Raw genomic sequence first — 12,794 nt, 5'->3', positions numbered from 1 at the left:
CCCCCCTCAGTTCACCTTTCGTTCACTTGGGTTACGTACGTTCGTCCGGCCAATGACCTCGAACGATTGCCTGGGTAAATGGAAGGCATCTCGCTGATCCTCGCGATTGTGGTGGTAACCGCACTCGCGTTCGATTTCACGAACGGTTTCCACGACACCGCGAACGCGATGGCAACCACCATCTCCACCGGTGCCCTCAGACCCAAGGTCGCGGTGGCCATGTCCGCCATCCTCAACCTGGTCGGCGCCTTCCTCTCCGTGGAAGTCGCCAACACGATCTCCAAGGGGCTGGTCGACGAGAGCGGCATACGTCCCGAGGTCATCTTCGCCGCACTCGTCGGCGCGATCCTGTGGAACCTGCTGACCTGGCTCGTAGGCCTCCCGTCGTCCTCCTCGCACGCCCTCATGGGCGGTCTGATCGGCGCCACCGTCGCCTCGGCCGGCGTGGGCGCCGTGCACGGCGACGCGCTCGTCACCAAGGTGCTGATCCCGGCGATCGCCGCCCCGCTGGTGGCCGGCATCGCGGCGATGCTCGCCACGCGGCTGACGTACCGGCTCGGCAGGAAGGCCGACGGCAAGGCGGCCGCGAAGGGCTACCGGGCCGGCCAGATCGCCTCCGCCGGCCTCGTCTCCCTCGCCCACGGCACCAACGACGCGCAGAAGACCATGGGCATCATCACCCTCGCCCTGGTCGCCGGCGGCTCCCTCGCCCCCGACTCCGACCCCCCAATGTGGGTCATCCTCTCGGCCGGTCTGGCCATCGCGCTCGGCACCTACCTCGGCGGCTGGCGCATCATCCGCACCATGGGCAAGGGCCTGACCGACCTCCAGCCGCAGCAGGGCTTCGCCGCGCAGACCAGCGCCGCGACGGTCATCCTGGCCTCCTCCCACCTGGGCTTCTCGCTGTCCACCACGCACTCGGTCTCCGGTGCGGTGATGGGTGCGGGTCTCGGCCGCAAGGGCGGGGTCGTGCGCTGGTCCACCGCCACCCGCATGTTCGTCGCCTGGGGCCTGACCCTGCCGGCCGCCGCGCTGGTCGGTGCCGTCGCGGAGTGGGTGACCGGCTTCGGCTCGTGGGGCACCGCGCTCGTCGCCGTCTTCCTGGTCGCCTCCAGCGCCGCGATCTGGAAGCTCTCCCGGCGTGAGGTCGTCGACCACACGAACGTCAACGACACGGCGGAGGAACCGGCCGGTGTCGTGACGACCGCGATGGCCGCCGTGGCCACGCCCCCACCCGGCGCGGCCGAGGGCCTGAGGGCCACGATCCCCGCGCAGCCCACATCCGCGGACCAGGCGCCTTCCCAGGCCGCCGTCTGAGCCCCCAGGTACGAAGGAAGCAGAAGCAGCATGAAGATCGACTGGGCGGCCCTCGGCTCCGTCTTCGGCGTCAGCCTCGTGGCCACCGTGGCCCTCGTGGGCCTGTTCACCCTCGGTATCGCGGGCCTGTCCCGCCGGGAGCGCGCGGCGGCGCAGGGCGACTCGGCCGCGCTCGCGGTCGCGGGGGCTTACGCCGCCTTCGCGGCATGTGCGGCGGCGGTGGCGTACGGGATCTATCTGATCGTGGCCTGAACCTGACTCAACCGACGCGCCGGGCGGTACGGGGTTTCCCGTGCCGCCCGGCGCGTCGGTGTGTGGGCCTCAGCACACTCCAGCACCGCAGGTCACAGGCAAGTTGACGCCCCTTCCGACCCCGTGGTGGACTTCCGGGGCCATGTACGGCGGCAGGAGAGGAAGCCCGGTGTGAATCCGGCGCGGTCCCGCCACTGTGACCGGGGAAGAAATTCCCCGGGAGCCAGGAACTCTCACCGCCGGTCTCGTCGAACCAGGGCGTGGACACCCTGAGTGAGGACATATCGCGATGCTCGGCTGCCGTTCGAGGTTGAGGTTCAGTACCCGGCTTCTGCCCGCCCCCGCGATCGGCTGAGCCGATGCGTGCCGATCGCGTCTTCGCGTACGGCGCCGCTCTCGGTCTCCTCGGCGATCTGCTCCTCGGTGATCCGCGCCGGGGACATCCGGTCGCCGCGTTCGGGCGGGCCGCCGGTGGGGTCGAGCGGGTGCTGTGGCGGGACCACCGCGGGTGGGGTGCGCTGCATGCCGTCGTGTGTGCCGGCTCGGCGGTAGCCCTCGGGACCGCGGCCTCGCGTCTCGTACGGTCGTCTCCCGCCGCCTCCGTGGCCCTCACCGGCGTCGCCACCTGGGCGGTCGTGGGCGGGACGTCGCTGGCCCGCGAGGCCCGGGCCATCGGCCGTGCCCTGCAGGCCGGTGATGTGGAGGGTGCGCGGGCGCGGCTGCCGCATCTGTGCGGGCGGGATCCGCAGGCGCTCGACGCGGACGGGATCGCCCGGGCGGTCGTGGAGTCGGTGGCCGAGAACACCTCCGACGCGGTCGTCGGGGCGCTGGTGTGGGGGGCCCTCGGCGGGGTGCCGGGACTGCTCGGGTTCCGGGCCGTGAACACCCTCGACGCCATGGTCGGGCACAGGTCGCCCAAGTACCTGCGGTACGGGTGGGCTTCCGCCCGCCTCGACGACCTCGCCGGGTGGCCGGGCGCCCGGCTGACCGCCGTACTCGCCGCGCTGGCCGGTCCCGATCCGCGGGGAGCCGTACGGGCCTGGCGCGCGGACGCCGACCGGCATCCGAGCCCCAACGCCGGGCCGGTGGAGGCCTCGTTCGCGGGGGCGCTCGGGGTGCGGCTGGGCGGGACCCTGTCCTACGGGGGCCGGGTCGAGCGCCGGCCCGTGCTCAACGCGTCGGCGGGGCGCGCCGTCCGGGTCACCGACGTGGAGCGGGCGGTACGGCTGTCCCGGCGCGTCGGACTGCTCGCGCTCGGCGTCTGTGTCGCCGGGCGGCTGCTGACAAGGGGGCGTACGTCATGAGTGGTGGAGGTCTGCTGGTCGCCGGCACCACCTCCGACGCCGGCAAGAGCGTCGTCACCGCCGGGATCTGCCGGTGGCTGGTGCGGCAAGGCGTGAAGGTGGCGCCCTTCAAGGCGCAGAACATGTCCCTCAATTCGTTCGTGACGAGGGAAGGCGCCGAGATCGGGCGGGCTCAGGCCATGCAGGCCCAGGCCTGTCGGGTCGAGCCGACCGCGCTCATGAACCCGGTGCTGCTCAAGCCCGGTGGTGAGCAGAGCAGTCAGGTGGTGCTCCTCGGGAAGCCGGTCGGTGAGCTCAGTGCGCGCGGGTACCACGGGGGGCGGCAGCAACAGCTCCTCGGGACCGTGCTCGACTGTCTCGCCGAGTTGCGGGGCACGTATGACGCGGTGATCTGTGAGGGGGCCGGCTCTCCGGCCGAGATCAATCTGCGGCGGACCGACATCGTCAACATGGGCATCGCGCGCAATGCGCGCCTGCCCGTGCTTGTGGTCGGTGACATCGACCGCGGGGGCGTCTTCGCCTCCTTCTTCGGGACCGTGGCGCTTCTTTCGCCGGAGGATCAGGAGCTCGTCGCCGGGTTCCTGGTCAACAAATTCCGGGGGGATGTGTCGCTGCTCGAACCCGGGCTCGACATGCTGCACAGCCTCACCGGGCGGCGGACGTACGGCGTCCTGCCCTTCCGGCACGGGCTCGGCATCGACGAGGAGGACGGGCTGCGGGTCTCACTGCGGGGAGCCGTCCGGGAATCCCAGGTCTCCTCTCCCGTCGGCGAGGACGTGCTCCGCGTCGCCGTCTGCGCGATCCCCCTCATGTCCAACTTCACCGACGTCGACGCCCTCGCCGCCGAACCGGGCGTCGTCGTGCGGTTCGTAGACCGGCCGGAGGAGCTCGAGGACGCCGATCTGGTGGTGATCCCCGGCACTCGTGGAACCGTCCGTGCCCTGCGGTGGCTGCGGGAGCGGGGGCTGGCGCAGGCCATCGTCCGAAGGGCCGCCGAGCAGCGGCCCGTCCTCGGGATCTGCGGCGGCTTCCAGATCCTCGGCGAGCACATCGAGGACGAGGTCGAGAGCCGGCAGGGCCATGTCGACGGGCTCGGGATCCTTCCCGTACGGGTGCGGTTCGCCCGGGAGAAGACCCTCACCCGACCGACGGGGGAAGCCCTCGGCGAGCCCGTCGAGGGGTACGAGATCCATCATGGGGTCGCCGAGATCACAGGCGGGGATCCCTTCCTGGACGGCTGCCGGGTCGGGCAGACCTGGGGCACGCACTGGCACGGCTCGCTGGAGTCGGACGGTTTCCGGCGGGCGTTCCTGCGCGAGGTGGCCGCCGCCGCGGGCCGCCGTTTCGTGCCGGCGCCCGACACCTCGTTCGCCGCGCTGCGCGAGGAGCAGCTCGACCGGCTCGGCGACCTGATCGAACAGCACGCGGACACGGACGCGCTGTGGCGGCTCATCGAGTCGGGCGCGCCGCAAGGACTGCCTTTCATTCCACCGGGAGCGCCCGCATGAGCACTGTGTTGTTGTTGTCGACCGCCGACACCGATCTGCTGGCGGCCAGGGCCGCTTCCGGTGCCTCGTACCGGATCGGCAATCCGACCCGGGTGGATGTGGAACAGGATCTGCCCGGGCTCCTCGACGGCGCCGACATCGCCGTCGTACGACTGCTGGGCGGCAAGCGGGCCTGGGAGGACGGGCTCGCCGAGCTCAAGGCCTCGGGCATCCCGACCGTGCTGCTGGGCGGCGAGGCCGTACCGGACGCGGAGCTGATGGCCGAGTCGTCCGTCCCGGCCGGAGTGGTGGCCGAAGCGCTCAAGTATCTGGTCGAGGGCGGGCCCGCCAACCTCACCGAACTCGCCCGGTTCCTCTCCGACACCGTGCTGCTGACGGGCGAGGGGTTCGTCGAGCCGCAGAAGATGCCGGAGTACGGCGTCCACGGCGAGCGTCCCTTCGTCGACGGCCGTCCCACCGTCGGCGTGCTCTTCTACCGGGCCCATGAGCTGAGCGGCAACACCGCCTTCGTGGACACCCTGTGCGACGCCATCGAGGCGCGGGGCGCCAACGCCCTTCCCGTGTACTGCGGTTCGCTGCGCGGTGCGGACGCGGAGCTGTACGAGCTGCTGTCGAAGGCCGACGCCCTGGTCGCCACCGTCCTCGCGGCCGGCGGCACGCACGCCTCGCAGGCGTCGGCGGGCGGCGACGAGGAGTCGTGGGACGTCGGCAGGCTCGCCGAGCTCGACGTCCCTGTGCTGCAAGGTCTTTGCCTCACCTCCTCGCGGGCCGCCTGGGACGAGTCCGACGCCGCCCTCTCCCCCATGGACGCGGCGATGCAGGTCGCGATCCCGGAGTTCGACGGGCGGATCGTCACCGTCCCCTTCTCCTTCAAGGAGCAGGGCCCGGACGACGTGCCCGTGTACGTCGCCGACCCGGAGCGGGCCGGGCGCGTCGCCGGAATCGCCGTACGGCACGCGCGGTTGAAGCACAAGCCGAACGCCGAGAAGAAGCTCGCGCTCGTCTTCACCGCGTACCCGACCAAGCACTCGCGCGTCGGCAACGCCGTCGGCCTCGACACGCCCGCGTCGGCGGTACGAGTCCTGGACGCGCTGCGGGACGCCGGGTACGGCCTCACCGAATACCCCGCGGGCGGCGACGAGTTGATTCACCGGCTCATCGAAGCCGGCGGGCACGACGTCGAGTGGCTGACCGAGGATCAGCTGGCCGCCGCGCCCGCGCGCGTGCCACTGGCCGACTACCGGGCGTGGTTCGACAAGCTCGACCCGGAGCTCAGGGACGGGATGCTGGAGGCGTGGGGCGAGCCGCCGGGTTCACTGTACGTCGACGGGGACGACATCGTCCTCGCCTCGCTCCAGTTCGGGAACGTCGTCGTCATGATCCAGCCGCCGCGCGGCTTCGGCGAGAACCCGATCGCCATCTACCACGACCCCGACATGCCGCCGTCCCACCACTACATGGCGGCCTACCGCTGGCTGGAGAACACCTTCCAGGCCGACGCGATCGTGCACATGGGCAAGCACGGCACGATGGAGTGGCTGCCGGGCAAGGGGCTCGGGCTCAGCGGCGGGTGCGCGCCGGACGCGGTCCTCGGGGATCTGCCGTTGATCTACCCGTTCATCGTCAACGACCCCGGCGAGGGCACCCAGGCCAAGCGCCGCGGCCACGCCACCGTCGTCGACCATCTCGTGCCGCCGATGGCGCGGGCCGACACGTACGGCGACCTGGCCAAGCTGGAGCAGCTGCTCGACGAGTACGCGCTCGTCTCCGACCTGGACCCGACCAAAGCCCCGGCCGTACGCGCCCAGATCTGGACGCTGGTCAAGGCGGCCGAGCTGCACCACGACCTGCATGTCGACGAGCAGCCGGACGACGAAGAGTTCGACGAGTTCGTCATGCACATCGACGGCTATCTGTGCGAGATCAAGGACGTGCAGATCCGGGACGGACTGCACATCCTCGGCGGTGGGCCGGTGGGCGAACCGCGCGTCAACCTCGTGCTCGCCGTGCTGCGCGCCTCGCAGGTGTGGGGCGGGCAGGCGAACGCGCTGCCGGGGCTGCGGGCCTCGCTCGCGCTCCACTTCGGCCTGGTCGAGAAGGAGTTGCTCGCCGAGCCGGGGGCTCCGGTGAAGGTTCCGGTCGAACTGACGGATCTGGTCGAGGGGCCGTCCCGTACGGCCGCCGACGCGATCGACCTGCTGGAGCAGCTGTGCCGGCGGATCGCGGAGGGGATGGAGTCCCGCGACTGGGCGGCTTCCGAGAGCACCGCTCTCGTACGGGAGGTGCTCGGCACCGAACTCCCGGATGCCGTCTCGGTGGTGGAGTTCGCCTGTACCGAGGTCGTCCCCCGGCTCGCCCGTACCACCGACGAGATCGGTCACATCCTCAAGGCCCTCGACGGCGGTTACGTCCCGGCGGGCCCGTCGGGCTCCCCCACCCGTGGGCTCGTCAACGTCCTGCCGACCGGCCGCAATTTCTACTCGGTCGACCCCAAGGCCATTCCGTCCAGGCTCAGCTGGGAGGTCGGCCAGTCACTCGCCGACTCGCTCGTGCAGCGGTATCTGCAGGACACCGGCGAGTACCCGAAGTCCGTCGGCCTGACGGTCTGGGGCACGTCCGCCATGCGCACCCAGGGCGACGACATCGCCGAGATCCTCGCGCTGCTGGGCTGCCGCCCGGTGTGGGACGACGCGTCGAGACGCGTCACCGGTTTCAAGATCGTCCCACTGGCCGAGCTCGGCCGTCCCCGCATCGACGTCACGGTCCGCATCTCCGGCTTCTTCCGGGACGCGTTCCCGCATGTCGTCGGGCTCATCGACGACGCGGTACGGGCGGTGGCCGAGCTGGACGAGCCCGCCGACCGGAACTACGTCCGCGCCCACGCCGACGAGGACACCGCCGAGCACGGTGACCGGCGGCGCGCGACCGCCCGTGTCTTCGGGTCGAAGCCGGGGGCCTATGGGGCGGGGTTGCTCCCCCTCATCGACGCCCGCAACTGGCGCTCGGACGCCGACCTCGCCGAGGTGTACGCGGTGTGGGGCGGCTACGCGTACGGGCGCGGGCTCGACGGGCGGGCGGCGCGCGGGGACATGGAGACGGCGTTCAGGCGGATCGCCGTGGCCGCGAAGAACGTCGACACGCGTGAGCACGACCTCGTCGACGCCGACGACTACTTCCAGTACCACGGCGGCATGGTCGCCATGGTCCGCCACCTGACGGGCGCGAGTCCCGAGGCGTACGTCGGCGACTCCGCCACCCCCGACCAGGTGAAGACCCGCACCCTGGGCGAGGAGACCCACCGCGTCTTCCGGGCCCGGGTGGTCAACCCGCGCTGGATGGCGGCGATGCGGCGGCACGGCTACAAGGGCGCCTTCGAGATGGCGGCGACCGTCGACTACCTCTTCGGCTACGACGCCACCGCCGGGGTCGTCGACGACTGGATGTACGAGAAGCTCAGCGCCGAGTACGTCTTCGACCCGGAGAACCGGGACTTCATGAAGAAGTCCAACCCGTGGGCGCTGCGCGGCATCACCGAGCGGCTGCTGGAGGCCGCCGACCGTGGGCTGTGGGCCGAGCCGGACGCGGACACCCTGGAGCGGCTGCGCGCCACCTACCTGGAGCTCGAAGGCGACCTGGAGGGCGAGGACAAGTGACCACCCCGTTTCCGTTCACGGCCGTCGTCGGCCAGGACGATCTGCGGCTCGCGCTGCTGCTGAACGCCGTGTCCCCGGCGGTCGGCGGCGTGCTCGTGCGCGGCGAGAAGGGCACCGCCAAGTCGACGGCGGTGCGCGCGCTGTCGGCGCTGCTGCCTCAGGTGCCCGTGGTCGCCGGGTGCCGTTTCTCCTGCGACCCCGCGGCTGCCGACCCGTCGTGCCCGGACGGGCCGCACGAGTCCGGGCCGGGCGTGTCGCGGCCGGCGCGCATGGTCGAACTGCCCGTCGGCGCCTCCGAGGACCGGCTGGTCGGCGCCCTGGACATCGAGCGGGCGCTCGCCGAGGGCGTGAAGGCCTTCGAGCCCGGCCTGCTCGCCGACGCACACCGCGGGATCCTGTACGTCGACGAGGTCAACCTGCTCCACGACCACCTGGTCGACCTGCTGCTGGACGCGGCGGCGATGGGCGCGTCGTACGTCGAGCGCGAGGGTGTCTCCGTACGGCATGCCGCACGGTTCCTGCTCGTCGGCACCATGAACCCCGAAGAGGGCGAGCTGCGGCCGCAGTTGCTCGACCGGTTCGGGCTGACCGTCGAGGTCGCGGCCTCACGGGAGCCGGACCAGCGGGTGGAGGTCGTCAGGCGGCGGCTCGCCTACGACGACGATCCGGCCGGTTTCGCCGCCCGGTGGGCGGACGAGGAGACCGCCGTACGGGCGCGGATCGTGGCCGCGCGTGAGCTGCTGCCCTCCGTGCGGCTCGGCGACGGGGCGCTGCGGCAGATCGCGGCGACCTGTGCCGCCTTCGAGGTGGACGGCATGCGGGCCGACATCGTGATGGCGCGGACCGCTACCGCGCTGGCGGCGTGGGCCGGGCGGACCGATGTGCTGGCGGAGGATGTGCGGCAGGCGGCGCTGCTCGCGCTGCCGCACCGGCGCAGGCGGAATCCCTTCGATGCGCCGGGGCTCGACGAGGACAAGCTCGACGAGACGCTGGAGGAGTTCTCCGGCGACGACGACTCCGATCCCGATGACAGCGGGCCGGGCGGGGGCGGCGGCGGGCAGCCGGCTCCGGACGCCGGTCCGCAGGGCGGTGACACGGGCGCCCGGCCGGAGTCCGGTGAGGGCGGCGGGCCGTCGGGCGGTGGCGAACAGTCCGCCGTACGGGCCGCCGAACCGTTCCGTACCAAGGTGCTGAGTGTGCCCGGGATCGGCGAAGGGGCCGCCGGGCGGCGCTCGCGGGCGCGGACCGAGCACGGGCGGACCACGGGGGCCCGACGACCGCGCGGGGCGCTCACCAAGCTGCATCTGGCGGCGACGGTGCAGGCCGCGGCGCCGTATCAGCGGGCGCGGGGGCGGTCCGGGCCGGGGCTCGTGGTGCGCCGGGACGATCTGCGGCAGGCGACACGGGAGGGGCGTGAGGGGAACCTCGTGCTGTTCGTGGTCGACGCCTCCGGGTCGATGGCGGCGCGGCAGCGGATGGGCGCCGTGAAGGGGGCCGTGCTGTCGCTGCTCCTCGATGCCTACCAGCGGCGGGACAAGGTGGGGCTGGTGACCTTCCGCGGGTCGGCGGCCGACCTCGCGCTGCCGCCGACCTCGTCGGTGGACGCGGCGGCGGCCCGGCTCGAGTCGCTGCCGACGGGTGGGCGTACGCCGCTCGCGGCCGGGTTGCTCAAGGCACACGAGGTGCTGCGGGTGGAGCGGCTGCGGGATCCGGCGCGGCGGGCCCTCGTCATGGTGGTGACCGACGGGCGGGCGACCGGTGGCCCCGAACCGCTGGCGTTGGCGTCGCGTGCGGCCGGGCTGTTCGCGGCCGAGCAGGTCGCGTCGGTCGTCGTGGACTGCGAGTCGGGGCCCGTGCGGCTGGGGCTCGCCGGGCGGCTCGCGGGTGAGCTGGGCGGTACGGCGGTGACGCTGGACGAGCTGCGGGCGGACTCGATCGCCGGGCTGGTCAGGGAAGTTCAGGGCAACAGGAGGGCCGCGTAATGCCGCAGGGACAGCCGAGTGTCGTACCGGACGACGGGCTGACGACTCGTCAGCGACGGAACCGGCCGCTCGTCGTCGTGCACACGGGCGTGGGGAAGGGCAAGTCCACCGCCGCTTTCGGGCTGGCGCTGCGCGCCTGGAACCAGGGGTGGCCGATCGGGGTGTTCCAGTTCGTGAAGTCGGCCAAGTGGAAGGTCGGCGAGGAGCGGGCACTGCGGGTGCTCGGGGACTCCGGGGAAGGCGGGTCCGTCGCCTGGCACAAGATGGGCGAGGGGTGGTCGTGGGTGCAGCGCGACGACCAGATGGACAACGAGGAGAAGGCCCGGGAGGGCTGGGAGCAGGTCAAGCGGGACCTGGCCGCCGAGACGTACCGGCTGTACGTGCTGGACGAGTTCGCATATCCGATGCACTGGGGCTGGGTCGACACCGACGAGGTCGTGTCCGTGCTGCGGGACCGGCCGGGCACCCAGCATGTCGTCATCACCGGGCGGAACGCGCCCGAGAAGCTGGTCGACGTCGCCGACCTCGTCACCGACATGTCCAAGGTCAAGCATCCCATGGACGTCGGGCAGAAGGGCCAGAGGGGCATCGAGTGGTGACTTCTGTGCCCCGGTTGGTCATCGCCGCGCCGTCGTCCGGCAGCGGCAAGACCACCGTCGCCACGGGGTTGATGGCCGCGTTCGCCGCGCGGGGGCTCGCCGTGTCCCCGCACAAGGTGGGGCCGGACTACATCGACCCCGGGTATCACGCGCTCGCGACCGGGCGGGTGGGGCGGAATCTCGACGCGTATCTGTGCGGGCCGGAGTTGATCGGGCCGTTGTTCCTGCATGGGGCGCGTGGGTGCGACATCGCCGTCGTGGAGGGGGTGATGGGGTTGTACGACGGGGCCGCGGGGGAGGGTGAGCTGGCGTCCACCGCTCATGTGGCGAAGCTGTTGCGGGCGCCGGTGGTGCTCGTGGTCGACGCCTCGTCGCAGTCCCGGTCCGTGGCGGCGCTGGTGCACGGGTTCGCTTCCTGGGATCCGGAGGTGCGGGTCGGGGGTGTGATTCTGAACAAGGTCGGCTCCGATCGGCATGAGCTGCTGCTGCGGGATGCTCTGGACTCGGCCGGGGTGCCGGTGCTCGGCGTGCTGCGGCGGGTGGTTCGGGTGGACACGCCGTCGCGGCATCTGGGGTTGGTGCCGGTCGCCGAGCGGCGGGCGGAGGCCGTGGATGCTGTGGCGGCGATGGCCGCGCAGGTCGAGCGTGGGTGCGATCTCGAGGCGCTGTTGGGGTTGGCGCGGAGTGCGGGAGCGTTGTCGGGTGCGGCTTGGGATGCGGCTGAGGCCTTGGGTTCCTCGCCCCCGCCGCTCCTTCCCGTTCCCGACCCTGGGGGCTGCGCCCCCAGACCCCCCTATCGGCCCGAAGGGCCTCGTCCTCAAACTCCCCCAGAGGGGGTACCCCCAGACGGGCTGGTTGTTGCTGTTGCCGGTGGGGAGGCCTTCACGTTTTCCTATGCCGAGCACAGTGAGCTGCTGGCCGCTGCCGGGGCCGACGTCGTGGCCTTTGATCCGCTTCGTGATGAGCAACTGCCCGAAGGAACACGCGGGTTGGTCATCGGGGGTGGGTTTCCCGAGGTGTATGCCGCCGAGTTGTCCGCCAACGAGCCGCTTCGTAAAGCCATTGGCGAGCTTGCGCTCGCGGGTGCGCCTGTCGCTGCCGAGTGTGCCGGGCTGCTGTATCTGTGCCGGGAGTTGGACGGGCTGCCCATGTGCGGCGCGCTCGATGCGGAGGCGCGGATGTCGGAGCGGCTCACGCTCGGCTACCGGGACGCCGTCGCCGTCAGTGACAGCGTGCTCGCCGGGGCCGGGACGCGGATGCGTGGGCACGAGTTTCATCGGACCGTGGTCGAGCCCGGGTCCGGTACCGCCCCTGCCTGGGGGATGCGGGCGCCCGAGCGGCGCGTCGAAGGCTTCGTACAGCGCGGTGTGCACGCGAGTTATCTGCACACGCACTGGGCGTCCGCGCCCGGTGCGGCCCGTCGGTTCGTGGAGAGGTGCCGGACGTCATGAGCAGCAGGCTGATCGGAGTCGGGGTCGGTCCCGGCGACCCGGAGCTGGTGACCGTCAAAGGCGTCAACGCGCTGCGCGCCGCCGACGTGGTCGTCGTCCCGGTCATGGACACCGGTGAGCGCGGGCGCGCCGAGGCGACCGTGCTGCACTACGTGCCCGAGGAGAAGGTGCTGCGGGTGGTGTTCGCGCTGAACGAGCGCAGCGACCGGGCGCGGCGCGAGGCCGCCTGGGACGCGGCGGGTGAGCGGGTCGCCGGGTTGCTCACCCGGCATGCCTCCGTGGCCTTCGCGACGATCGGGGACCCGAACGTGTACTCCACGTTCACCTATCTCGCGCAGACCATCGCCGAGCTGGTCCCGGGGACCGTCGTCGAGACCGTGCCCGGCATCACCGCCATGCAGGATCTCGCGGCGCGCTCGGGTGCCGTGCTGACGGAGGGGACCGAGCCGCTGACGCTGGTGCCGGTGACCGCCGGGGCCGCCGTGCTCAAGGAGGCGCTGAACGGGCCCGGGACCGTCGTCGCCTACAAGTTCGGGCGGCAGGCGGCCGAGGTCGCGGAGGCGTTGCGGGAGAGCGGGCGGCTCGACGGGGCGGTGTGGGGGTCGGCGCTGGGGCTGCCGGAGGAGTCCGTCCGGCCGGCCGGCGAGCTGGACGGGACTGCGCTGCCGTATCTCTCGACGCTCATCGCGCCCGCGCGGCGCGAGGGCGGGCGGGGCGGCAAGTTGTGA

General features: G+C 72.0%; 9 protein-coding genes and 1 riboswitch. All 9 genes read left to right on the top strand.

Annotation, left to right across the window (positions count from 1 at the left end):
• Window positions 1–78 precede the first annotated feature (78 nt).
• The 9 genes from ACFVJQ_RS31935 (at window position 79) to cobI (ending at window position 12,794) form a co-directional block, all read left to right on the top strand.
• Window positions 79–1,317 (top strand): anion permease, encoded by a 1,239-nt coding sequence (locus ACFVJQ_RS31935; protein WP_385515844.1) that lies wholly within the window; start codon window positions 79–81, stop codon window positions 1,315–1,317.
• A 30-nt stretch (window positions 1,318–1,347) separates the two neighbouring features.
• A complete protein-coding gene (locus ACFVJQ_RS31930; protein WP_224735878.1) occupies window positions 1,348–1,569 on the top strand; it encodes a hypothetical protein in 222 nt (73 codons plus the stop codon).
• Between the two features lie 109 nt (window positions 1,570–1,678).
• Window positions 1,679–1,823: riboswitch (cobalamin riboswitch) on the top strand.
• Window positions 1,824–1,928: 105 nt separating this feature from the next.
• The gene (locus ACFVJQ_RS31925) at window positions 1,929–2,873 is read left to right on the top strand and encodes a cobalamin biosynthesis protein (protein ID WP_385789055.1); all 945 of its coding nucleotides are present in this window, start codon (window positions 1,929–1,931) and stop codon (window positions 2,871–2,873) included.
• On the top strand, window positions 2,870–4,381 hold the full coding sequence (locus tag ACFVJQ_RS31920) for a cobyric acid synthase (RefSeq protein WP_385789053.1): 1,512 nt from the start codon (window positions 2,870–2,872) through the stop codon (window positions 4,379–4,381). The genes ACFVJQ_RS31925 and ACFVJQ_RS31920 overlap by 4 nt, the downstream gene beginning before the upstream one ends.
• The gene (gene cobN, locus ACFVJQ_RS31915; protein WP_385789051.1) at window positions 4,378–8,034 is read left to right on the top strand and encodes a cobaltochelatase subunit CobN; all 3,657 of its coding nucleotides are present in this window, start codon (window positions 4,378–4,380) and stop codon (window positions 8,032–8,034) included. Before ACFVJQ_RS31920 ends, cobN begins: the two co-directional genes overlap by 4 nt.
• Window positions 8,031–10,016 carry a putative cobaltochelatase gene (locus ACFVJQ_RS31910; RefSeq protein WP_385789049.1) on the top strand — a complete coding sequence of 662 codons (1,986 nt, stop codon included), beginning with the start codon at window positions 8,031–8,033 and terminating at the stop codon, window positions 10,014–10,016. The genes cobN and ACFVJQ_RS31910 overlap by 4 nt, the downstream gene beginning before the upstream one ends.
• On the top strand, window positions 10,016–10,615 hold the full coding sequence (cobO, locus tag ACFVJQ_RS31905; protein ID WP_385509089.1) for a cob(I)yrinic acid a,c-diamide adenosyltransferase: 600 nt from the start codon (window positions 10,016–10,018) through the stop codon (window positions 10,613–10,615). Before ACFVJQ_RS31910 ends, cobO begins: the two co-directional genes overlap by 1 nt.
• Window positions 10,609–12,066, top strand: coding sequence for a cobyrinate a,c-diamide synthase (locus ACFVJQ_RS31900; RefSeq protein ID WP_385789047.1), 1,458 nt, complete (start codon window positions 10,609–10,611; stop codon window positions 12,064–12,066). The genes cobO and ACFVJQ_RS31900 overlap by 7 nt, the downstream gene beginning before the upstream one ends.
• The gene (gene cobI, locus ACFVJQ_RS31895; protein WP_385509091.1) at window positions 12,063–12,794 is read left to right on the top strand and encodes a precorrin-2 C(20)-methyltransferase; all 732 of its coding nucleotides are present in this window, start codon (window positions 12,063–12,065) and stop codon (window positions 12,792–12,794) included. The genes ACFVJQ_RS31900 and cobI overlap by 4 nt, the downstream gene beginning before the upstream one ends.

Origin of the sequence: Streptomyces sp. NPDC127197 (assembly GCF_042672405.1) — a bacterium.
GTDB classification, from domain to species: domain Bacteria; phylum Actinomycetota; class Actinomycetes; order Streptomycetales; family Streptomycetaceae; genus Streptomyces; species Streptomyces flavusporus.
This window is presented reverse-complemented; position numbering and strand designations above follow the sequence as displayed.